The following is a 22,771-nucleotide window of genomic DNA, read 5'->3' on the forward strand; positions in this document are numbered from 1 at the left end:
GTATCATTCCAATAGGTTGAGAAACATAGGATAAGCTTAAGATAATCCGATTAAAGAAGGAATATAAAGGGCTTATGGATAAATGTACTCAAGAAGAGTTATTGTATGTGATGGAGGAATGGTTAAGAAAACATTATCTTTCATAGGAGCTGTAGTTGTGAGAAAACAAAAAATTTTATTATGTATGTTATTAGGACTTTTAATGACGGTAGTGGCTTGCGATAAGCAAGAGGAACCAGAATCGAAACCGGTTCATGTGAAAAACGAAAAGAAAAAAGAAAAGCATAAAGAACAAGAAGAAGTTAAAGAAGAAAAAAGTATAAATTTACTGGACAAACAGTTGTTACTTTCAGCGACTCTTGGAGACACAGAGACAGCTATGAAGTTGATTCAGGATGGAGCGAATATAAACGTAGAAGGTGACAACCGAGAAACCCCTATCCTTGCAGCAACGTACCAAAATCATGTAGAGACAGTTAAAGCATTAATTGGTGCAGGTGCAAATATTGAAGTCAAAGATGAGAAACAAAGCAATCCATTCCTTTATGCAAGTAGAGAAGGGTATACGGATATTGTAAAAGTATTAATTAATGCAGGAGTTAATACGAAAGAAACGACTAAGTCAGGTGGCACAGCACTCATTTCTGCATCTGAGCGTGGTCATGTAGAGGTTGTTAAAGAATTATTAGAGCATACAGATATTGATGTGAATTATAAAAATGAACGTGGTGGTACAGCTTTAATAGAAGCAATTGTATTGGGAAATGGTAGTGAAAGCCATAAGAAAGTAATTCAAATGCTTATTGACCACGGGGCAGATGTAAATATGGCCAATAAGGAAAATATTACGCCGCTGCAATATGCTGAAAAAAGAGGTTTTAAAGATATTGCGAATGTGTTGAGAATAGCTGGTGCGAATGAAGTAGTGCAGCCGCAACCACAACCGGTGGAATAATAAGAAAAAGACATAAAGAGTACGAAATAATCCCATTTAGATAGACAGAATGAAGAAGTCATTTTAGTATGATTGATTCAGTAATGTGTATTTAAATGGGATTTTTGTTTTGAACATCAGAAAATAGAGTATGAATGGATGGTATATGGAGGCTACACAGGGTAATGAAGGAGGGCATAAATGCGATTTTCAGAACTTGAGTTAATAGTAATTCAGGCAGAGGTTTTATTTGTTCATAATCAAGTGGGAAGAATAAAGAGTGTAAATGAACAGGGAAATCCGAAAGCACCACGTTTTTTTCTTAGCAAAACTCGTGAAGGGAATATAACGAGATATCATTGTAATTTGGATGGTGAAATAATAAGTAAGATTGAGAAATTAATTCGAGAACGTTCAAATCACATAGAGATAGCAAAGATCATGAAAGTATTAAATGAAGAGAGAACGGTAGAGAATATTTGGATGGGTCCTGCTTACATGTTTCCAAATAATTCAAATGAGCCGACTAGGGTGATACAAATAACAGAGAAGAATAAAGAGCTCATGCGAGAAAATTTTCCTAATCTAATAGAACAGATGGAATGGAGGCAACCTTATTTTGCAATTGTTGAAAATGAACAAGTCGTTTCTATATGCTGCAGTGCAAGAAGTACGCCTATAGCTACTGAGGCAAGTGTGGAAACTGTAGAGGGCTTCCAGGGAAAGGGATATGGTGCTGATGTCGTTAAAGCTTGGGAAATGTCAATAAAAGAAGAAAAACGTATTCCGCTTTATAGTACCTCTTGGGATAATTGTGCTTCACAAGCAGTGGCGAGAAAACTAAAACTTATTAACTATGGAATGAATTTACATATTGATTGAAATGTAAATATTGTTGTGTTCTGTTAGAGTTTATTCGTATATCTGGATTATTGTAAAAAACAATATGGTGAATATTAACATTCGATTAACACCTAATTAACAATTTATCAAAACTGACTTAATAAATGCGTAATATAGTAAAGGTAACAAAATAACTAGGGTAGAGAACATTTGAGAACACCCGCTTACATATAACGTGCCACTTTCTTAGGTGTGCTCTATTCCCTAGAGTTCAAATAAGGAGAAGGGTGTTCTATGTAAGTAGGTGTTTTTAGTTTGGATAAAAATAGAAAAGCTAGGTGGAATAAATGTTTAAAGAACCTCATATCGCGATGATAAAGGATTGGAAAGGGTATAAAGCGTACAAAAAATTACCGAAAACAGTTTTTCTTATGACTGGTTCAATGCTGGAGTTACCAGAGCGTGTATACGAATTACAGAAACATGGACATGATGTATTTCTTCATTGTGATTTTATACAAGGCTTAAATACGAACACAGAGGAAGCCCTTTTGTATATTCAAGATGTTATCGGAGCACAAGGTATTATTTCAACAAAAGGTTCGACAATTCGAAATGCCAATAAAATTGGATTAAAAACGATTCAACGAATTTTTATTGTCGATACTTTATCTCTTACAAAATCAATTGAAAATTGTAAAACGACTAAACCAAATGCGGTAGAGATTATGCCTGGAATTATGCCTTCTATTATAAAACAGCTAGCAGAGAAAATAGAGTTTCCTATTATTGCAGGTGGATTGATTCAAACGCGGGAAGATGCGGAAATTGCCATTCGTGCGGGAGCAAGTGCGATTTCAACGAGTCATTATGAAGTATGGATACAAGAAGAAAAAAGGAGTGCAACCTTGTGATCGAATTGAAAGATGTTTCAAAGATATATATAAATGCGGAAGAGACAGCGGTTAAAGATGTATCGGTTCATATTAAGAAGGGAGAATTTTTCGTTTTAGTTGGACCTTCGGGATGTGGAAAAAGTACATTACTACGAATGATCGCTGGCTTAGAAGAAATCTCTTCGGGAGATTTAATGATTAATGAACGTGTTGCAAATAATTTAGAGCCGAAAGACCGTAATTTATCAATGGTATTTCAAAATTATGCATTATATCCACACCTAACTGTAGAAGAAAATATTTTATTTGGACTTAAGGTAAGGAAGGTACAAAAAGAAGAGCGACAAAAACGATTAATAGAAGCTATTGAAATGGTAGGGCTGAAAGAGTATGTGAAAATGAAACCGGGCCAATTATCAGGCGGACAAAGACAGCGTGTTGCGCTTGCCAGGGCGATCGTGAGTCAAGCACCGATTTGTTTAATGGATGAACCACTTTCGAATTTAGATGCGAAATTACGTGCGCAAATGAGGATTGAAATTAGAGAAATTCAGCAACGACTCGGAATTACGATGATTTACGTTACTCACGATCAAATAGAAGCGATGACTATGGGAGATCGTATCATGGTCTTGAATAAAGGAAGTATACAACAAGTTGGAACACCTCTTGATATATACAACGAACCAGCAAATGAATTTGTTGCAAGTTTTATAGGTTCTCCTTCTATGAATATAAATGATGGAGAAGTGGATAAAGAAAAAGGCGTATTACATATAGGGCAATTGCAAATTCCATTATCTATTGGACAGTTAAAGCAATTACCAGCAGGGACAATTCGAATAGGTATGCGTCCTGAGCATATTGCATTGTCTGAGGCAGGACAAGAAGTTACGCTGCAATCTGTAGAAGTATTAGGGAATGAGTCTATATTAAACTTTGCGGTAAATGGAACAACTTGGAGTGCGAAAGTCATCGGACAGTTAATCCTGAACAAAGGTGACAAAGTAAAATTATTATTCTCGCAAGAAAAACTATGTTTCTTTCACCAAAATAAGAATGAACGATTAAAAGTGGTGGCTGAAGAAGAGTTGAAAGTGGTGGCGAAATAATGATTGAAGTAGGGAAGTTACCAGTTCAAACAGCAGTGTCAAAAAAGAAGAGTTTATGGGGCAGAACGAAAGATTTAAGAATAGGATTATTGTTTTTGGCTCCATCTATTTTGTTATTTTCAATTTTTCTTTTCTATCCATTGTTTAGGACGATTTACTATAGCTTTTATTTAACAGATATACACGGAGAAGCCAATCTTTTCGTTGGCTTAGAAAATTATCAATATTTATTTTCTGATCCTGCTTTCTACAAAAGTATAAAGTCAACTTTATTATTTGTTTTATATACAGTGCCTACTAGTATTGTATTCGCCTTATTTCTTGCATTAATTGCAAATGAAAAAGTAAGAGGTATTGGATTGTTCCGTGTTCTCTTTTCTTCAACGATGGGAATATCAGTAGCTGCTAGCGCAGTGATTTGGCTATTTTTATTTCATCCAAGTGTAGGGTTATTTAATAATATATTAGCCGCTATGAATCTTCCGGCAATCGCATGGTTAACGAGTCCGGACTGGGCACTGTTTTCTGTATCGGTTACAACGGTTTGGGTGAATACAGGATTTGCATTTTTAGTTATATTAGGTGGTTTGCAAAATATTGATACGTCTTTATATGAGAGTGCATCTATAGATGGTGCTAGTTATTTATATAAGCTTCGCCGCGTTACATTACCGATGCTATCACCAACTTTATTCTTTATCGTGACAGTAACGTTAATTAGTGCATTCCAAAGTTTTGGACAAATTGATATTTTAACGCACGGTGGACCGAATGATGCAACGAATTTAATTGTGTATTCGATTTATAAAGAGGCATTTGTGAATCATCAATTTGGAACAGCAAGTGCACAAGCGATGGTATTATTTGTTTTCATTTTTATTGCTACATTACTTCAATTTAAGTTTGCTGAGAGAAAGGTGCATTATAAATGATCGTTAAACAGTGGAAACAAAATTTCCTATTATACATGCTGCTCATTATTAGTGCAGTAATGGTGTTTTTTCCTGTACTCTATGCGTTTTTAATAAGCTTTATGACACCAGATGATATTCAAATGAGAAGGTTATTTCCGACCCAATTTACTTTCGATAATTTTATGAATATCTTTCGAAAAGTACCGCTTTTTACATACTTGTACAACAGTTTAATTGTATCGACGATTGTTATGATTGGACAACTTATCGTATCCAGTTTAGCAGCTTATGCTTTTGTTTTTTTTCAGTTTAAAGGGAGAAACGTAATTTTCTTCTTGTTTATTTCAACGATGCTTATTCCGTGGGAAGCAACGATGGTACCGAACTTTTTAACGATTCAAAACTTTGGTTGGATCAATAGCTTTGCTGGGATGACAGTGCCATTTTTTGCAACAGCTTTCGGTATTTTCTTATTACGCCAACATTTTATGACGCTTCCGAATGAATTGAAAGAAGCTGCTTTTATTGAAGGGATTGGAAATGTAAGGTTTTTATTCAGCGTTGTAATTCCGTATTGTAAAACGAGTTTTATTACGCTTGGAGTATATAGCTTTTTAACAACATGGAATATGTACTTGTGGCCGCTCTTAGTGACCACTGATGAAAAAGTCAGAACAGTTCAAATTGGTGTGAAGCAACTTCAATCTCAAGAAGTTGCAACTGATTGGGGAAGCGTAATGGCCGGTGTTACGGTTATCGTCATTCCAACGTTGATTTTACTATTTTTAGGGCAAAAGCAATTACAACAAGGATTAACAAAAGGTGCAATTAAATAAGCATACATAGGAAAAGGTGGGATTGAGATGAGTTTATTGAAAAAAAGTGCTGCTCTTTTAATGGCAGCCACAATGGCATTAACTGGGGCTGCTTGTTCAAATAGTAAAACAGAGGGGAAACCTGAAGCGCAGGCAAAAGTAGCACCAGTTGAAAAAAATGGTGATAAAACTGTAATTCGTTTTTGGCATGCGATGGGTGGAAAAACACAAGGTGTACTAGATGGGCTTGTTGCAGACTATAATAAATCGCAGAATAAGTACGAGATAAAGGCAGAGTTTCAAGGAACATACGAAGAGTCTTTAACGAAGTTTAAAACGATGTCTGCTACGAAAGAAGCTCCAGCTCTTGTTCAATCGAGTGAAATTACAACGAAATATATGATTGATAGCAAAAAGATTACGCCTATCGATAGTTGGATTAAAAAAGATAAGTACGATACATCAAAATTAGAAAAAGCAATTACAAATTATTATTCAGTTGATGGAAAAATGTATTCTATGCCATTTAATTCATCTACGCCAGTATTAATTTATAATAAAGATGCTTTTGCAAAGGCTGGGTTAGATCCAGAGAAAGCTCCACAAACATATGCTGAATTAAAAGAAGCCGCGAAAAAGTTAACGTTTAAAGAAGGCGGAAATGTAAAACAATATGGATTTTCTATGCTCAATTATGGTTGGTTCTTTGAAGAATTGTTAGCGACACAAGGGGCTTTATATGTAGATAATGAAAATGGCCGTAAAGATGCTGCAAAGAAAGCGGTATTTAACGGTAAAGAAGGACAGAAAGTATTTGGAATGTTAGATGAATTGAATAAAGCTGGTGCACTAGGAAAGTATGGAGCAAGTTGGGATGATATTCGTGCCGCGTTCCAATCTGGACAAGTTGCTATGTATTTAGATTCTTCAGCAGGTGTTCGTGATTTAATTGATGCATCTAAGTTTAATGTAGGTGTTTCGTATATTCCGTATCCAGAAGATTCAAAGCGAAATGGTGTTGTTATTGGCGGTGCATCATTATGGATGACGAATATGGTTTCAGAAGAAACGCAGCAAGGTGCATGGGACTTTATGAAATATTTAACGAAGCCAGACGTACAAGCAAAATGGCATACTGCAACAGGATATTTCTCAATTAATCCAGATGCATATAATGAATCGTTAGTAAAAGAGCAATATGAAAAATATCCACAGTTAAAAGTAACAGTAGAACAATTACAAGCGACGAAGCAATCTCCAGCAACTCAAGGTGCATTAATTAGTGTATTCCCAGAATCACGAGATGCAGTTGTAAAAGCATTAGAAGCAATGTATGACGGAAAGAATAGTAAAGAAGCGTTGGATGAAGCTGCAAAAGCAACAGATAGAGCGATTAGCATTTCAGCTCGTACGAGCCAAAAATAAAAGAAAGCCGTATCCTAAAGGGATACGGCTTTCTTTATAGGGAGATAAGGGATCAAAGAAATGATGAACTCTTATCTCTTTTATATGAGTAAAGGGTCTAGAATGAATATTGTCCTTTTCATTATTTATTTAACTCCATTGCAACTTGCTTACCATTTACGAAAACCTCTACCACCGCTACTACAACTTCCATCACTTTTTTCATATCTCATCTCTCCTTGTTTTTTGTTTCATTTCTTACTTTTAGTATAAGGAAATATAGTAATTACAACTATCGAATTGAATGACAAGAGACTTACAGTGTTGTAAGGAAATTAGCTGCATTTGTAATAATAATACTTTCTAGTAGTTGAGTTCAGAAAATTCCTTTAAATAAAGTTATAATTAGAAATAACTTTATTTAGAAAGAAGGAGAAAAATGAATAGGATACTTGTCATTAGTGATATTCATGGAGAGATTGATAAATTTAAAAAGTTACTTGAGGAAATACAATACAACGCAAAACAAGATCAATTAATTCTATTAGGGGATTATGTGGATCGTGGTCCGAATGCACGTGCTGTACTTGAAAAGGTGAAAGAGCTAAAAGAAGAAGGAGCATTCGTTTTAAAGGGAAATCATGAAGATATGATGATTAAAGCGCTAACGACAGATGAGGAACGCTCATGGAACCATTGGGTAAAAAGAAATGGTGGAGATAAAACGTTATATAGCTATGGATTTGTAGAAGAAGATATTGCAGTTAATGAAGGGGACTTCCAAAAGCCAATTTTACAATCTCACGTATTAGAGGAACATGTAAAATTTATTCAAGAATTAGATCATTACATTGAAACAGAAGAGTATATATTTGTACATGCTGGTGTTGAGCCAATGAAACGAGTTTCTGAATCTGAACCATATACGTTAATGTGGATCCGTAATGAATTTCATAGTGGATATAGTGGCGAAAAGGTTGTTGTATTTGGCCATACGGAAACAAAAACGCTTCATGGTAGTGAGAATTGCGGAGTATATTTTGGTAGTAATCGTATTATTGGAATTGATGGCGGGGCTGTGTATGGCGGTCAATTAAATTGTTTGGAGTTGCCGAGTAAAAAGGTGTACGTAGTAAAAAATTGAAAGAGATAAGGGGAATCTTATTTCTTTCAATTTTTTATTAAGCAAAATTTAAGAAAGAGTTTTTATAATAAAGGCTCAAAATTTTATATCTAGCAAAAACTTAGAAGGAAATAGTTGAAAATGAAATTACATAATAGGATTACATTCTTTCGTTATGAAGAGCAGAAATGTAATAATAAATAGAATTGAACTATAGTATGGAAGGTGAGAATATGCGCTTACTTGTAGTAGAAGATAATGCTTCGTTATTAGAGTCTATCGTACAAATTTTGCGTGATGAATTTGAAGTAGATACAGCGTTAAATGGAGAAGATGGATTGTTTTTGGCAATGCAAAACATTTATGATGCAATTTTACTTGATGTGATGATGCCAGGAATGGACGGGTTTGAAGTAATTCAAAAAATACGTGATGAAAGAATTGAAACGCCAGTCCTGTTTTTAACAGCGAGAGATTCTTTAGAAGATCGAGTGAAAGGATTGGATTTTGGCGGAGACGACTATATCGTAAAGCCGTTTCAAGCACCAGAACTAAAGGCGAGAATTCGTGCTTTATTACGCAGAAGTGGTAGTTTAACAACAAAGCAGACAATTCGATATAAAGGAATTGAATTGTTTGGAAAAGATAAAGATGTTCAAGTAGAGGGACAAGATATTAAGCTGACATTAAAACAATATGAGCTTTTAGAGTATCTCATTCAAAATAGCGGAAAGATTTTAATGCGTGAACAAATTTTTGATCGTGTTTGGGGATTTGATTCAGATACGACAGTAGCAATTGTAGAAGTGTATGTGCATCATTTACGTAAAAAATTAGAGCCATTCGGTTATCAGAAAGATATTCAAACTGTTCGTGGTATTGGATATATATTAAAAGAGAAATGAAAAAAGGAAGTATGTTTCAAAAAACACGCATTCGTCTGACTATAGTGAACTCATTAGTATTTATCCTATTAATAGGAGTATTAGGTAGTATTGTTTATTCGTACACATATAAGCGTATTTATAATGAAGTGGATCAATCTATAAAAATGATGGCTCAGTATGGAGAAAAACTAGATGTTAAAATACCACCAAGAAAACGCATGGAGAAAATCCAAATTGGAGATCCGCGGGTAACTAGAATAACTTGGAATGGGAAAATAGTGAAAATAGAGGGCGATAATCGTAAATTCCGTTCTATTTTTGAAGAGAATTTGGAAAAGTTTTCTCCAAAAAAGTTAGAGGATTTGCAAGATATTGAAGTGCAAGGACGATATTTTAGAGCATTTTCGCTTCAAAAAGATGGAGAAATAGTTCAAATCGTGCGAGATATAACAGCGGAAGAAGGAATGTTAAATACTTTATTTTTAATTCTCGTGATAGGTTGTAGTATAGGAAGTCTCTGTGCAATAGGTATCGGCTTTTTCCTAGCTGGCAGAGCACTCATACCGATTCAAAATTCATGGGAGAAACAGCAGCAGTTCGTTTCCGATGCATCGCATGAATTAAGAACGCCACTTGCAGTTATTCAATCAAAGACGGATGTGTTATTTCAGTCCCCCTCCGCTACGATAGAAGAAAAAGCGATGGACATTTCTACAATATCTAAAGAATGCAGGCGGTTATCGAAACTAGTTAGCAACTTATTGTTGTTAGCACGTTCGGATTCAAATCAAATTGAGATGGATAAAAAAACATTTGAAATGGGTAAATTGTTAGAAGAAATAGTAGATCCATATAAAGAAATTGCTTCTTATCAAGAAAAAGAGATGATATTAAAAGTAGAACGTAACATGTCTTTTATGGGTGATAGAGAACGGATTCATCAAATGATGGTCATATTGTTAGATAATGCGATGAAATATACGAATGAAGGCGGTCATATTCGAATTGATTGCACGCAAACGAGCAGCTCGATTTGTATACAGGTGAAAGATGATGGGATAGGCGTGAAAGTAGAGGATATCCCAAAATTATTTGATCGTTTTTATCAAGGGGATAAAGCAAGGAGTACATCAGAGGGAGCTGGATTAGGTCTTTCAATCGCCAAGTGGATTGTAGAAAAGCATTACGGAAAAATATTAGTAGAGAGCAAATGGGGAGAGGGTACTTGTTTTGAAGTAGTTCTCCCTAAAAATCAAAAAATATAAGTAAGAAGACGATCTTGTTTTTACAAGGTCGTCTTTTTTTAAGGGAAAGTTAAGAAACTATTTATATTATGTATTGCATAAAGAAAAATTGTTACATGAAGAAGAGATTATAGAGGTGTATGTGAGTAAATTTTCTCGATCATAATGTTATCTCAGGCAGTGATGAGATGTATGTATAGTATTTAAAAAATGATCCCGCTATTTTCTGGACAGTAAAACTCGGCTGGAGTCGGGCTGTCCGGAAATACTCGATTGGTGAAGGCTAATATTCAGTGGAAGATGAAGCTTCCCATTGAGCATAGTTTCACTTTATGGGAATGATGGGAAAGAAAGTATAAGAGGGAGGAATTAATTTTGAAAAAGAAAATGATGATGGTATTCACTATTGGAGTAATGAGTTTAAGTATATTAGGCGGTGCCTCTCCTTCTGAAACATCGAAAGGAAAGACAGACTATGCGCAGCGCAGTAAAGAGCAATTAAACAATGGAAAGATACATGTAATAAATACAGAAGAAAAAGCAGAGAAATTAGGTATTGAAACGGAAGGAAAAGAACAAATTACGCTAGAAAAAGAAATTCATGAAACAGAAGTAGGCAGAGAAGCAGAACAGTTAGGAATTTCGATTGAAGGAAAAGATGTTGGAATTCTTTCAGAAGAAATCTATGAAACAAAAGTGAAGCAAGAAGCGTTAAACTTAGGGATATCTGTAGAGAACAAATCGATTGTGGATTTAATAAGCCAAATCAATGCAATCAAAATTAATAAGGAAGCAGAGAAATTAGGCGTTTCGACTGAAGGAAAAGAAATAGAAGAGGTTGCGGAAGAAATTTATGGAACGAAAGTAAGAGAAGAAGCAGGAAAGTTAGATATTTCTCAAAAAGGAAAAGAGATAGAAGAGTTAGCGCAAGAAGTGTACGAACAAAAAGTACAGGCAGAAGCAAAAAAATATCATATTGATTTGTATGGTAAAGATATATATCAAGTATTAAGAGAAATTAATGAACAAAAAGTGCTACAATTGGCAGATGAGCTTAATATGGACAAAATGAATATGAACATTCAAGAATTAGCAGAAAAAATAAAAAGAGATCAGCCTGAAAAAGGAAAAGAACTAAATTTTGTACCGATGGTTCGAACGGATGCTGACGCGTTTTATTCTTATTTAACGAATTAAAAAGGGCGTGAGAGTGATACGGAAATTGAAGTGGTATATATGCATAGCTTTACTTGGCGTAGCAGTATGGAGTGTATATACAAATGGAATCACAAAGTATATGGAGAAATTAACATCCTTCATACAAAGCGGAAAAAGAACGGAGTTTAGTAATAATGATGAAAAGATCCTCTTATCAAATGTGCCTTTAATTCAGCAGTTACCAGAGCTGGATAGAGGGTGTGAAGTGACAAGTTTAGCAATGATGTTACAATACGCAGGCGTTTCAGTAGATAAGATGAAATTAGCAAATGAAATAAAAAAAGTTGATTTTATGGTTGATGGTGTACGCGGAAATCCGAATGAAGGGTTTGTAGGAAATATTTATACCTTTTCTGAATCCGGTTATGGTGTATATCATGGGCCACTTTTTCAGTTAGCGAAAAAATATTTATCTAATAAAGCTGTGGATTTAACAGGAAAGAGTATAGAGGAAATATATAAGAGTGTAAAAGCAGGGCAACCGGTAGTCATGATTACAAATGCAACATATGCTCCTTTAGATGAAGATGAATTTACTACATGGAAAACAAATAGTGGGGATGTTTCTATTACATATAATGAACATTGTGTTGTACTTATTGGGTACGATAAGGAATCTGTATATATTCGAGACCCGCTTGATGATAGCTTAGATGTGAAAGTACCAAGAGAAAACTTTGAACAGGCATGGGTGCAAATGGGGAGTCAGGCAATTAGTTATGTAAAGAGCTCTAAATAAATTAGGACGGAGAGTTTTAACAATATAGCTATAAGGTGAAGGATAGAGGTTTAAGGAATTATAAGAAAAGTTTTGTAGGGTGTTTTGTTTAGAATAGAAGCTGTTAAGAAATAAGAGAACTTTAGCATATATAATGCTAAAGTTCTCTTATTTTTATGATTAAAATGCTTAGAAGTAGTGAATATGTAAAAATGCATAATCGACGAAAAAAATACATTTTATCATTATATATTGTTTTATGTATGTTAATTGTATAAAATTACACAAGTATTCACATTACATAAAGGAGGCTTATTATGCAAAATATATTTAACTGGGTTAAATGTATGAGTATCAAGAAAAAATTAATCATTTCATTTTTTATTATTTTAACTATACCAGGACTTATTATCGGTGGTGTTTCATATCAAACTGCCAAAACAAATTTTGAACATCAAATGACAGATAAAGCAAAGGAGAATATTTCAGTTTTAAATACTGTTATTTCTCAAAATATAGAAGAGAAATTTGTTGATGCGACGTACTTTGCAGACATCTTAACAGAGGATACATATCCAAATGGACAAGAAGAAATAGTAAGAACGAAGTTAGCACAATATATAAAGCTTCATCCAGAAGTAGAAGGTATTTATATTGGAGCGCAGACGGGGAAGTTTATAAGAGAACCATTTATTCAAATGTCTGATGGCTATAATCCAACAGATAGATCATGGTATAAAGAAGCGCAGGAAAATAAAGGAAAGGTAATTGTTACTGCACCGTATCAATCGGCATCTACAAAAAATATGGTAGTAACAATTGCTAAAGAAGTAAAAGATGGTAAAGGTGTTATAGGTATTAACTTGAATTTGGATAACATCCTAAAGATTTCAAAAATGATTAATATTGGTGAAAAAGGCTATGCAGTTATTTTAGATCAAAATAAGCAAATTGTTAGTCATCCGTCTAGAAAGCCTGGTTCAAAGGTTACTGATCCTTGGATTAAACCAATTTATGAAGACAAACAAGGAAATGTATCTTATACAGAACAAGATGATAAAAAGAATTTAATCTTTGCAACAAATGAGAAAACAGGATGGAAAATAGTTGGAGTTATGTTTGACGAAGAAATTATGCAAGCTGCCAGTCCAGTGTTTTATAAGACTTTGATTGTCATAGCTATCGCTATTGCATTTGGTAGTGTATTAATTTATTTCATTACAAATTCTATTACAAGGCCATTACGAAAAATAGCTGAATCGGCACATAAAATTAGTAAGGGAGATTTAACCGAGAAAATTACAATCCACTCCAAGGATGATATAGGGAAACTAGGGAATTCATTTAATGAAATGTCTACGTCTTTACAAGATGTGATTACCCAAATTAGCTTTTCGGCAGAGCATGTTGCAGCATCGGCAGAAGAGTTAACAGCGAGCGTACAGCAAGCGAATGATGCGACAGATCAAATTACAATTGCAATGGAACAAGTATCAGGTGGGGCTGAGTCACAAAGCCAAGGTGTTGAAGAAGGCGCGGCTACATTACAACAAGTAAATACAGCAATTCAAGATGTAACTGGAAGCGCAGAGTCAATTTCTATTTCCTCATTACATGCGCGAGAAAGAGCTGAAGAGGGAGAAGATTTAGTTGAACAAACCGCAAAACAAATGCAGTCTATTTCTAGATCGGTATCCGATTCAGATGCTATTATTAAACTTCTTGATGAGAAGTCAAAGCAAGTAGGAGCTATTTCTGAAGCAATTCAAAACATTGCAACTCAAACAAACTTATTAGCTTTAAATGCGGCTATTGAAGCAGCAAGAGCAGGTGAACAGGGACGAGGATTTGCTATTGTAGCCGATGAAGTTAGAAAATTAGCAGAGCAATCAGGAGAATCATCTGGAGAGATTGCAAATTTAATTGCAGAAATTAAGGCTGATATTGAACATACTGTTAAGGCAATGGATAATGTGAGTGGGGAAGTTCAACAAGGCTTAGATGTTGTAACAAAAACGAAAGTAAGTTTTACAGAAATTTTAAGTTCTACTACTCATATTGTTTCTCAAGTTAATCAAATGGTAGAAACAACGAGGAGAATCGCTGGAGATGCAAATGAAGTGACAAATGCTATTGATGAAATTGCAGCGGCTGCAGAAGAAAATACAGCTAGTATGCAAAGTGTTGCAGCGTCAACAGAAGAACAAGTAAATTCGATGGAAGAAATTAGTTCAGCTTCGCAAAACTTAGCTGAGATGGCCGAAGAACTACAAGCAATGACTAGTAAATTTAAAGTATAATAACAGCAAATAAGTAAGGTGAAAATAATATCACCTTACTTATTTTTCTATTCAGCAATTAGGGGAGTCATTAGTGGGATGAAAAAAAGAAAAAAACTATGGAATTTATGGAAAACGATTACATTGCTAGTTTGTACAGTTGTAATTTTTTCTTTACTTGTTACAGATATATTAATTAGTCATAATGTAGAGCGGACAACGGAGGATAGCCAGGCAGAGAAAGCAAAAACGATTGCCCATATTGTGGCAAATGATTCGATTGTAATCGATGGTTTGATTGGAAAAGCAGATACTTCTGCAATTCAAACGTATACAAATAGAATATTAAAAAACACAGGTGTTCAATTTATTGTAGTTATGGATATGAATGGAATAAGAAAATCACATCCAAACCCTCAAAAAATAGGTCATCATTTTATTGGAGGAGATGAAGGGCCTGCATTGAAAGGAAAGGAACATGTATCGCTAGCAGAAGGAACGTTAGGTATTTCAATGCGAGTGTTTGTACCTATATTTTCTGAAACAGGTGAACAACTTGGAGCGGTAGCCGTTGGTATCTCGGCAGATAATGTAAAAGAGAGAGTTAAGGAAAGTAGACATATTATTTATATCGGTGTCGGAGTTGGAGTACTAGTCGGAATTATAGGAGCAATATTGCTAGCTAGACATATAAAGAAAAGTTTATTCGGTCTTGAGCCGCACAGGATAGCGAAAATTCTTGAAGAAAGAAATACGATGTTACAATCTGTAAAGGAAGGCATTATTGCTGTAGATAAAGAGGCGAGAGTAACGTTAATTAATAATGAAGCGAAACGTCTATTTAAAAAAAGTGGACTTGAAGAAGATTTTATAGGTAAAGACGTTGAGCTATATATGCCGAATTCGCGTATAAAAGAAGTATTGCAAACGGGAGAGGTACAATTAAACGAAGAACAAAATATTTACGGAATTACGATTGTGACGAATCGTGTTCCTTTATATGTAAAAGGAGAAATAGTTGGCGCAATTGCAACATTTCGTGATAAAACAGAGATTAGAAAACTAGCAGAGGAACTAACTGGTATTAGGCTATATGCGGAAGCATTACGGGCACAATCTCATGAGTTTATGAATAAAATGCATGTTGTATTAGGGCTTACACATATGAAACAATATGAAGAATTACAAAAATATATAAGTGGCATGGTATCAGAGCATCAATATGAAATTGGTGGAGTTATGAAAAGAATAAAAAGTCCAGTATTTGCTGGTTTTTTACTAGGTAAACTTAGCTATGCTAGGGAGAAAAATATTAAGTTAATTATAAGTGAAGATTCTTACTTGCCGGAAATATATGATGAAAGTATTACTCATGAACTTATTACGATTGTAGGGAACTTAATAGATAATGCATTAGAGGCAGTGATACATTGCAAAAAGAAACAAGTTGAAATTGGGGTGCAATATCAGAATACATTAACTATTACAGTGCAAGATACGGGGAAAGGTATAGAAGAAGACGAAGTGGATGCATTATTTACAAAAGGTTATTCCACAAAAGGGGATAATCGCGGTTATGGTTTGTATCTTGTAAAAGAAAGTATACAGCGAATAAATGGGGAGATTCACATTTCCTCCTTATTAGGAGAGGGAACAACGATAACAATTGAAATACCTAAAGGTAGGGATGAGAAGCAAATATGATTAAAGTTTTAATTGTAGAAGATGACCCGATGGTAGCAATGTTAAATACACATTATTTAGAGCAAGTAGGAGGATTCGAACTTGTTCAAGCAGTTAACTCAGTAAAATCGGCGATAGAAGTATTAGAGAAATCACGAATAGATTTAGTCTTACTTGATATTTTTATGCCTGAAGAGACTGGATTTGAGCTTTTAATGTATATTCGGAACCAAGAAAAAGAAATCGATATTATGATGATTTCAGCTGTACATGATATGGGGAGTATTAAAAAAGCATTACAATATGGCGTAGTAGATTATTTAATTAAACCATTTACATTTGAACGATTTAAAGATGCATTAACTATATATCGAGAAAAACTTACTTTCATGAAAGAACAACAAAAAATTAGTCAATCGGAATTAGATTCGTTAATTTTACAAAAAGAAAAAAGAGAGCCTACTGTCAATAAAGAGCTCCCGAAAGGATTAACGAAGCAAACGTTGCAATTAATTTGGCAGAAGATCGAGTCGCTGAATGGACGAGCGTTTACAACAGATGAAATGGCACAATTAGTAGGAATTTCAAGAGTTTCTATTCGAAAGTATGTAATGTTTTTGACTGAAATTGGAGTGTTAGAAAACGAAATGGTGTATCAGCATGTGGGAAGACCTGTAAGTAAATTAAGATGTGTTGATCAAAATAAAATAGGTTTTTACGTATAAGCGACTTATTATAAGTCGCTTATACTTTTTTTAATTACAAAACCAATTACAAAACTTACAAAAACTATTTTTACTATTGAAAGCGTTTTAATATTGTTATTAAGAAAACAAGGGGGTGCCATATGGGAATTCAAAAGAATGTGGAAGCGGTATCATTTGCTGAAGGAAATGAATTGAAAAATGAATCTTTCGCTTCTAAAATTATGAACGTTAAAATCGGTGTTATACCTTTACCGTTATATGTAGTATTGGCTGCTATTATTTATGGGGCATCTGTATATAATAAATTGCCAGCAGACATGATTGGTGGTTTTGCAGTTATTATGATCATGGGTATTTTCTTAGGTGACATTGGGATGAGAATTCCAATTTTAAAAAATATCGGTGGTCCAGCAATTCTCTCATTATTTATTCCATCATTACTTGTATTTTTTAACTGGATGAATCCAGCTTCAATGGAAGCTGCGACTATGTTAATGAAAAAATCGAACTTTTTATATTTATATATTTCTTGTTTAGTAGTCGGAAGTATTTTAGGAATGAATCGTAAAGTGTTAGTGCAAGGTTTCGTTCGTATGTTTATTCCTTTAGTAGTAGGAACATTAGCTTCTGTAGCAGTAGGATTATTGGTCGGTTCACTATTCGGGTTTGAAATGAAGCATACATTCTTCTTTATTATCGTACCAATTGTGAGCGGTGGTATTGGAGAAGGGATTTTACCATTGTCATTAGCATACAGTGACATTTTAAATGAATCATCAGCAACATTCGTATCACAGCTTATTCCGGCAGCTATTATTGGGAATATGTTTGCAATCGTGAGTGCAGGGTATATGAAGCGTTTAGGCGAGAAGAGACCTGAGCTTAGTGGTAATGGTGTATTAGTGAAAACAGACAATCAAGCAGAATTATTAAAAGAACAAAATACAGAGAAGCCAATTGATTTCTCATTAATGGGAGCAGGTTTATTAATTGCATGTACGTTCTTTATCTTCGGAGGGTTTGCTTCTAAGTTCATCGGTATTCCTGGGGCAATCATTATGATTTTCTCAGCAGCACTTGTGAAATACTTTAAACTAATGCCAGCAAAAATGGAGCAAGGAGCATTCCATTTATATAAATTTATTTCAAAGAATTTAACTTGGCCGTTAATGGTCGGATTAGGATTGCTATATATTCCGTTAAAAGACGTAGCGGCAGTTCTTTCAGTGGGATATGTTGTTGTTTGTGCATCGGTTGTTCTTACAATGGTAGCATCAGGTTTTCTTATAGGAAAAGTGATGAAAATGTATCCAGTTGAATCAGCAATTGTAACTGGATGTCATAGCGGTTTAGGCGGAACTGGAGATGTTGCTATTTTATCAGCTTCAAATCGTATGGAATTAATGCCTTTCGCACAAATTTCGACGCGTTTAGGCGGGGCAGCAATGGTTGTAACAGCGACAATCTTATTAACAATGTTTTCATGATCAAACAAGCTAGCTATATTCATATAGCTAGCTTGTCAAATTAAGGGGAGATTATAAGTATGTTAGAAAATCAAATTAATGAAAGATCATTGTTATTGCATAAAGAGTTGGTAGGGAAAATTGAGATTACAAGTAAGGTAGAAGTTAATACAGCGGATGATTTAAGCCTGACTTATACACCAGGTGTAGCGGAGTCTTGTAAAGCAATTGCAGCAGATGAAGAAACAGCGTATGACTATACAGCAAGAGGGAATATGGTTGCAGTTGTTTCAGATGGAACAGCAGTACTTGGTTTAGGGAATATTGGACCGAAAGCGGCTATGCCTGTTATGGAAGGGAAAAGTATTTTATTTAAAAAGTTTGCGAATGTAGATGCTTTCCCGTTATGTTTAGGGACGACGAATGTGGATGAAATCGTTACCCTTGTGAAAAATTTAGAACCTACATTTGCAGGTATTAATTTAGAAGATATTGCAGCACCACGTTGCTTTGAAATTGAAAAACGATTAAAAGAAGAAACGAATATCCCTGTATTCCATGATGATCAACATGGAACAGCTATTGTCGTCTTAGCAGCTGTTATTAATGCATTAAAAGTTGTAAGTAAACAAATGGATAATGTGAAAATTGTTATTAACGGTGCGGGTTCGGCAGGAATTGCAATTGGAAAATTATTATTAAAAGCTGGTGCAAAACACATTACGTTAGTTAGCTTAGAAGGTATTGTTTGTGAAGGTGAAACATGGATGAACGAAGCGCAAATTGAAGTTTCAAAGAAGACAAATCGAGAATATGTGCGTGGAACATTAAAAGAAGCGATTCATCAGGCTGATATCTTTATTGGCGTATCTGCGCCTAACGTATTAACGAAAGAATTTGTAAAGACGATGAATGAGAAAGCGATTGTGTTTGCAATGGCAAATCCAATTCCAGAAATATTCCCAGAAGATGCATTAGAAGCTGGAGCTGCTGTAGTTGGAACTGGTCGTTCTGATTATTCAAATCAAGTAAATAATGTATTAGCGTTCCCTGGTATATTCCGTGGTGCTTTAGATGTACGCGCGACTGATATTACAGAAGAGATGAAATTAGCGGCAGCATATGGGATCGCTAACATAATTACGGACGAAGAGCGTAGTGCGAACTATGTAATTCCAAATCCATTAGATAAAAGAGTTGTTCCGAATGTTGCAGAAGCAGTAGCGAAAGCAGCCATAGATTCAGGTGTGGCACAAATTACGAAAATGCCAAGTTATAAATAGTAAAAAGCAGTGCCTTCAAGGCACTGCTTTTTTGAGGTAAGAAATCAAAATAATGAAGAAGTGTAGAGTTATTCGTGCTCCCGCATTATTTATCCCGCCCAAAATTCAGTGGATGCAAGGAAGTAGATTAGTTTTGACAACTTACTCAACAGTGATTACAAATTGATCATAATATTTTTCATTCACATATATATTTAATACCCATAATCCGGATGAAGGTAGCGATATAGTGAGAGGGAGTTCGTTTGTAGTAGAATCGATTGTATTTGAAGTAGTCCAAGTTTGTTTGGAAGTTTCTTGTTGATAGAGTATTGGTGTTGGAGTTACAGATCCCTGTTTTAGCGCGATAATAGATACATTTCCAGTTGGTATTTCAGGATCTAGAAAGTACCACATAATTTCATTTTGTTCATTTGCGACAATAGATGTATCAGCAATTGCAATTCTTCTTTCAATCCCCTTTAAAGGTATCTTTCCGTCTACGAAGGAGGGCGCTTCTTCCCAATTTACATCTTTTAAAACACTAAGATGAAAAAAGGAAGGTGCGTTAACCTGAGATGATGATGTTACTATGGCTTCTTTTTTTAGTGCTTTTGAATCAGGTTGAGCCTGTGTGCATCCAGTGATGAGAAAGGAGAAAAGTAGCATAGTTCCGATTTTTTTCATGGTGCCACGCTCCTAATTATTATTGTTAGTGTAATTGTATTTGCTAGATAGCGGGACAATTCCTTTAAAGTATAAAAAGAGGTCGTAAGTTTTGTACGACCTCTTTTGACATTTTTTTATATTTGTTCAGTTGTGTAGGTTGGCTCGGTCTCTTTTTGAGGCATCGTCAAAAAAATAACAGACAGAACGATACATACGCCGCCTAATAATTGATATGATCCAAACGATTCATTTAGCCAAGTGATTGAAACGATGGCTGCTACAAGTGGTTCAATACTAGATAAAATACTTGTTTCTGTTGCTGCTAAATATTTAAGACTACCAATATAAAGAAGGAAAGAAAGGGTCCCACTAATAATGATAAGAATAAGCATAGAAAAAGTTTTTAGTGTAAGAGTTTGTGAAAATTGATTCCATCCAAATGAACGATTATAAATAAGTAGTGCAATTCCTCCGATTAACATCCCCCAACCAATTACTACAGTTGTTCCGCATTCTTTAATGAGAGAAGCTGGATGAAGGGTATAAAATGCAAATCCAATTGCCGTTAATAGTCCGAAAATAATGGCTGATTTAGATAAAACAATATTTTCGATTGAGCCATTTGTAATAATAAAGTATGTTCCTGTTAGCGCAGTTATAATTGCAAGTAGTTGCATAGAAGCAGGGAATTTTCTTTTCTGAAATGCAACATACATTGTAATAAGAACAGGGCCTAGAAATTGAAAGAGTGTTGCTGTGACAGCATTACTAATATGAACTGTTTCGATAAAGGCATATTGCGCGCCGAGCATGCCAAGAATAGAGAAAATAATAAGCTGTATAGAATGTCTAGGATGTTTCCAAATTTGAAATATGTTTTGTTTCTTTATTAGTAAGATAGACAAAATAAATACTCCTGCAAGCAACAAGCGAATTGTTAAAAAATCAATTGATGATACGTTTGTATGTTGAAATAGCCATTGAATCATCGGTCCAGATAATCCCCATAATGTGGCTCCTGTAATAATCATAATGAGTCCAATACGTCTATTTTTGTTCATGATCATGCATCTCCTCTTTAGTATTTGATTTTTTTTGTGTGACATGATAAAAGGAATTATATATAAAATCTGGTACTGTAAAAAGTATCAGATTTTAGTTTTATTAAGGGGTCAGATATTATGTTAGAATTAACGCCTAATTTAAATATGAATAGTAAGAAGGCATTGTATGTGCAGTTGTATGAGTATATAAAAAAAGAAATTAAAAATGGAACGATTCTATCTTTTACGAAGTTACCGGCTAAGCGAAAGTTAGCAACACATTTACAAGTAAGTAAAAATACAGTAGAGGCAGCTTACGAGCAATTACTTGCAGAAGGTTATATTGAATCAATTTCGAGAAAAGGTTATTTTGTATGTAAGATTGAGCAAATGGTTCATGTAGAAGAAAACGAAGAGAGAATAGAAGAAGTACCCTTTCAGGAGAGGGATTATAAATTTGATTTCACACAAACAGGAGTCGATACAAATGCTTTTCCGTTCAACATGTATCGGAAAATTATAAATGATGTATGGCAGCCTCATAATAATGAGTTGCTCTTTCTTGGTCACCCACAAGGAGAATGGAGCTTAAGAGAAGAAATTGCGAACTATTTGTATGAATCTAGAGGTGTGCGTTGTGCAGCTAGTCAAATCGTATTAGGAGCGGGAACACAAATATTAGTGAAATTACTGTTTCAATTATTAAAAGGAAGTAATTATGCAGTTGAAAACCCAGGTTATCATAGGAAAATGGTTGTTTTTGAACAGGGAGAAGAGAAGGTTCAAATGTTGTCTTTAGACAGGGACGGAATTTGTATGGCAGATTTAGAAAATAGCGATGCAAATATTGTATTTGTAACTCCATCCCATCAATTCCCATGCGGAATGATTATGCCTATCACGAGAAGGATGCAGCTTTTACAATGGGCGAAGAAAGAAGAAGGTAGGTATATTATTGAAGATGATTACGATAGTGAATTTCGCTATTCGGGAAAACCTATACCGGCACTGCAAGGGTTAGATACAGACGGGAAAGTTATTTATATGGGGACGCTATCGAAAGCATTGTTGCCATCATTACGGATGAGCTATATGGTGTTACCAAAGAAATTGATTAAAAAGTATCAACAACAATATTTATTTTATACACAAAGTGTTTCAAGAATGGACCAAGAAGTGATTAGAAGGTTTTTAAATGAAGGATATTGGGAAAAACATATTCATAAAATGCGTGTCGTCTATCGAAAGAAGAGAGATCGACTTGTTTTTGAACTAGAAAAGTACTTCTCAAATCGTGTTGAAGTGATAGGAGAAGATTCAGGATTGCACATTTTATTAAAGGTGCATAATGGAATGCGGGAAAAAGAATTAATTAAAGAAGCTGCGAAACATAGTATCAAAATATACCCTGTGTCTACGTACTATAAAGACGGTACTGCACCTGAAAATATAGTACTACTTGGATTTGCGATTTTATCAGAAGAAGAAATTGCGAAAGCGATTCAATTATTAAATAAGGCATGGTTTATAAAAAAGTAAAAAAACATCCTCATA

The 22,771-nt window shown here is 34.6% G+C and carries 20 protein-coding genes; 18 read left to right on the plus strand and 2 right to left on the minus strand.

Annotated features, from left to right (window positions below):
- Positions 1–82 precede the first annotated feature (82 nt).
- The 17 genes from MHB70_RS02030 (at position 83) to MHB70_RS02110 (ending at position 19,526) form a co-directional block, all read left to right on the plus strand.
- Positions 83–955, plus strand: coding sequence for an ankyrin repeat domain-containing protein (locus MHB70_RS02030; RefSeq protein ID WP_000287349.1), 873 nt, complete (start codon positions 83–85; stop codon positions 953–955).
- Positions 956–1,135: 180 nt separating this feature from the next.
- Positions 1,136–1,816 carry a GNAT family N-acetyltransferase gene (locus MHB70_RS02035; protein WP_061530683.1) on the plus strand — a complete coding sequence of 227 codons (681 nt, stop codon included), beginning with the start codon at positions 1,136–1,138 and terminating at the stop codon, positions 1,814–1,816.
- Positions 1,817–2,124: 308 nt separating this feature from the next.
- Entirely contained in the window at positions 2,125–2,691 is a 567-nt protein-coding gene (locus tag MHB70_RS02040; protein WP_000471996.1) for a glycerol-3-phosphate responsive antiterminator, read from the plus strand.
- On the plus strand, positions 2,688–3,785 hold the full coding sequence (locus tag MHB70_RS02045) for an ABC transporter ATP-binding protein (RefSeq protein WP_000571195.1): 1,098 nt from the start codon (positions 2,688–2,690) through the stop codon (positions 3,783–3,785). The genes MHB70_RS02040 and MHB70_RS02045 overlap by 4 nt, the downstream gene beginning before the upstream one ends.
- Complete coding sequence (locus MHB70_RS02050) at positions 3,785–4,717, plus strand: carbohydrate ABC transporter permease (protein WP_000573572.1); 933 nt, start codon at positions 3,785–3,787, stop codon at positions 4,715–4,717. Before MHB70_RS02045 ends, MHB70_RS02050 begins: the two co-directional genes overlap by 1 nt.
- Positions 4,714–5,535, plus strand: coding sequence for a carbohydrate ABC transporter permease (locus MHB70_RS02055; RefSeq protein WP_061530684.1), 822 nt, complete (start codon positions 4,714–4,716; stop codon positions 5,533–5,535). The genes MHB70_RS02050 and MHB70_RS02055 overlap by 4 nt, the downstream gene beginning before the upstream one ends.
- A 27-nt stretch (positions 5,536–5,562) precedes the next feature.
- Entirely contained in the window at positions 5,563–6,939 is a 1,377-nt protein-coding gene (locus tag MHB70_RS02060) for an ABC transporter substrate-binding protein (protein ID WP_000054808.1), read from the plus strand.
- A 418-nt stretch (positions 6,940–7,357) separates the two neighbouring features.
- On the plus strand, positions 7,358–8,062 hold the full coding sequence (locus MHB70_RS02065) for a metallophosphoesterase family protein (protein WP_001079919.1): 705 nt from the start codon (positions 7,358–7,360) through the stop codon (positions 8,060–8,062).
- 212 nt (positions 8,063–8,274) lie between these two features.
- Complete coding sequence (locus tag MHB70_RS02070; RefSeq protein ID WP_001238627.1) at positions 8,275–8,946, plus strand: response regulator transcription factor; 672 nt, start codon at positions 8,275–8,277, stop codon at positions 8,944–8,946.
- Between the two features lie 11 nt (positions 8,947–8,957).
- On the plus strand, positions 8,958–10,193 hold the full coding sequence (locus tag MHB70_RS02075; protein ID WP_033657392.1) for a sensor histidine kinase: 1,236 nt from the start codon (positions 8,958–8,960) through the stop codon (positions 10,191–10,193).
- 354 nt (positions 10,194–10,547) lie between these two features.
- Complete coding sequence (locus tag MHB70_RS02080) at positions 10,548–11,369, plus strand: hypothetical protein (RefSeq protein WP_000728558.1); 822 nt, start codon at positions 10,548–10,550, stop codon at positions 11,367–11,369.
- Positions 11,370–11,382: 13 nt separating this feature from the next.
- On the plus strand, positions 11,383–12,129 hold the full coding sequence (locus MHB70_RS02085; RefSeq protein WP_000619781.1) for a C39 family peptidase: 747 nt from the start codon (positions 11,383–11,385) through the stop codon (positions 12,127–12,129).
- A 296-nt stretch (positions 12,130–12,425) separates the two neighbouring features.
- Positions 12,426–14,408 carry a methyl-accepting chemotaxis protein gene (locus MHB70_RS02090; protein WP_001179453.1) on the plus strand — a complete coding sequence of 661 codons (1,983 nt, stop codon included), beginning with the start codon at positions 12,426–12,428 and terminating at the stop codon, positions 14,406–14,408.
- A 78-nt stretch (positions 14,409–14,486) separates the two neighbouring features.
- On the plus strand, positions 14,487–16,091 hold the full coding sequence (locus tag MHB70_RS02095; RefSeq protein WP_000746368.1) for a sensor histidine kinase: 1,605 nt from the start codon (positions 14,487–14,489) through the stop codon (positions 16,089–16,091).
- On the plus strand, positions 16,088–16,795 hold the full coding sequence (locus tag MHB70_RS02100) for a response regulator (RefSeq protein WP_000598683.1): 708 nt from the start codon (positions 16,088–16,090) through the stop codon (positions 16,793–16,795). The genes MHB70_RS02095 and MHB70_RS02100 overlap by 4 nt, the downstream gene beginning before the upstream one ends.
- 122 nt (positions 16,796–16,917) lie before the next feature.
- Entirely contained in the window at positions 16,918–18,264 is a 1,347-nt protein-coding gene (locus MHB70_RS02105; protein WP_000512713.1) for a 2-hydroxycarboxylate transporter family protein, read from the plus strand.
- Between the two features lie 59 nt (positions 18,265–18,323).
- On the plus strand, positions 18,324–19,526 hold the full coding sequence (locus tag MHB70_RS02110; RefSeq protein WP_000892430.1) for an NAD(P)-dependent malic enzyme: 1,203 nt from the start codon (positions 18,324–18,326) through the stop codon (positions 19,524–19,526).
- 141 nt (positions 19,527–19,667) lie between these two features.
- Here MHB70_RS02110 and MHB70_RS02115 read toward each other — a convergent pair whose 3' ends face one another.
- A complete protein-coding gene (locus tag MHB70_RS02115; protein WP_000719667.1) occupies positions 19,668–20,192 on the minus strand; it encodes a DUF4871 domain-containing protein in 525 nt (174 codons plus the stop codon).
- Between the two features lie 116 nt (positions 20,193–20,308).
- Positions 20,309–21,235, minus strand: coding sequence for a DMT family transporter (locus MHB70_RS02120; RefSeq protein ID WP_001039213.1), 927 nt, complete (start codon positions 21,233–21,235; stop codon positions 20,309–20,311).
- Positions 21,236–21,355: 120 nt separating this feature from the next.
- On the opposite strand from MHB70_RS02120, the gene pdxR reads away from it, so the two are divergent.
- Positions 21,356–22,756: a MocR-like pyridoxine biosynthesis transcription factor PdxR gene (pdxR, locus tag MHB70_RS02125; RefSeq protein ID WP_000891910.1), complete on the plus strand. Its 1,401-nt coding sequence runs from the start codon at positions 21,356–21,358 to the stop codon at positions 22,754–22,756.
- Positions 22,757–22,771 lie beyond the last annotated feature (15 nt).

This window comes from Bacillus sp. FSL M7-1020 (assembly GCF_038050415.1).
In the GTDB taxonomy this organism is placed as follows: domain Bacteria; phylum Bacillota; class Bacilli; order Bacillales; family Bacillaceae_G; genus Bacillus_A; species Bacillus_A toyonensis.

Bases quoted from the DNA above. Each gene is read 5' to 3' on its own strand.
- MHB70_RS02030 (WP_000287349.1), top strand. From the start codon at position 83: ATGTACTCAAGAAGAGTTATTGTATGTGATGGAGGAATGGTTAAGAAA.
- MHB70_RS02035 (WP_061530683.1), top strand. From the start codon at position 1,136: ATGCGATTTTCAGAACTTGAGTTAATAGTAATTCAGGCAGAGGTTTTA.
- MHB70_RS02040 (WP_000471996.1), top strand. From the start codon at position 2,125: ATGTTTAAAGAACCTCATATCGCGATGATAAAGGATTGGAAAGGGTAT.
- MHB70_RS02050 (WP_000573572.1), top strand. From the start codon at position 3,785: ATGATTGAAGTAGGGAAGTTACCAGTTCAAACAGCAGTGTCAAAAAAG.
- MHB70_RS02055 (WP_061530684.1), top strand. From the start codon at position 4,714: ATGATCGTTAAACAGTGGAAACAAAATTTCCTATTATACATGCTGCTC.
- MHB70_RS02060 (WP_000054808.1), top strand. From the start codon at position 5,563: ATGAGTTTATTGAAAAAAAGTGCTGCTCTTTTAATGGCAGCCACAATG.
- MHB70_RS02065 (WP_001079919.1), top strand. From the start codon at position 7,358: ATGAATAGGATACTTGTCATTAGTGATATTCATGGAGAGATTGATAAA.
- MHB70_RS02070 (WP_001238627.1), top strand. From the start codon at position 8,275: ATGCGCTTACTTGTAGTAGAAGATAATGCTTCGTTATTAGAGTCTATC.
- MHB70_RS02075 (WP_033657392.1), top strand. From the start codon at position 8,958: ATGTTTCAAAAAACACGCATTCGTCTGACTATAGTGAACTCATTAGTA.
- MHB70_RS02090 (WP_001179453.1), top strand. From the start codon at position 12,426: ATGCAAAATATATTTAACTGGGTTAAATGTATGAGTATCAAGAAAAAA.
- MHB70_RS02095 (WP_000746368.1), top strand. From the start codon at position 14,487: ATGAAAAAAAGAAAAAAACTATGGAATTTATGGAAAACGATTACATTG.
- MHB70_RS02100 (WP_000598683.1), top strand. From the start codon at position 16,088: ATGATTAAAGTTTTAATTGTAGAAGATGACCCGATGGTAGCAATGTTA.
- MHB70_RS02105 (WP_000512713.1), top strand. From the start codon at position 16,918: ATGGGAATTCAAAAGAATGTGGAAGCGGTATCATTTGCTGAAGGAAAT.
- MHB70_RS02110 (WP_000892430.1), top strand. From the start codon at position 18,324: ATGTTAGAAAATCAAATTAATGAAAGATCATTGTTATTGCATAAAGAG.
- MHB70_RS02115 (WP_000719667.1), bottom strand. From the start codon at position 20,192: ATGAAAAAAATCGGAACTATGCTACTTTTCTCCTTTCTCATCACTGGA.
- MHB70_RS02120 (WP_001039213.1), bottom strand. From the start codon at position 21,235: ATGAACAAAAATAGACGTATTGGACTCATTATGATTATTACAGGAGCC.
- pdxR (WP_000891910.1), top strand. From the start codon at position 21,356: ATGTTAGAATTAACGCCTAATTTAAATATGAATAGTAAGAAGGCATTG.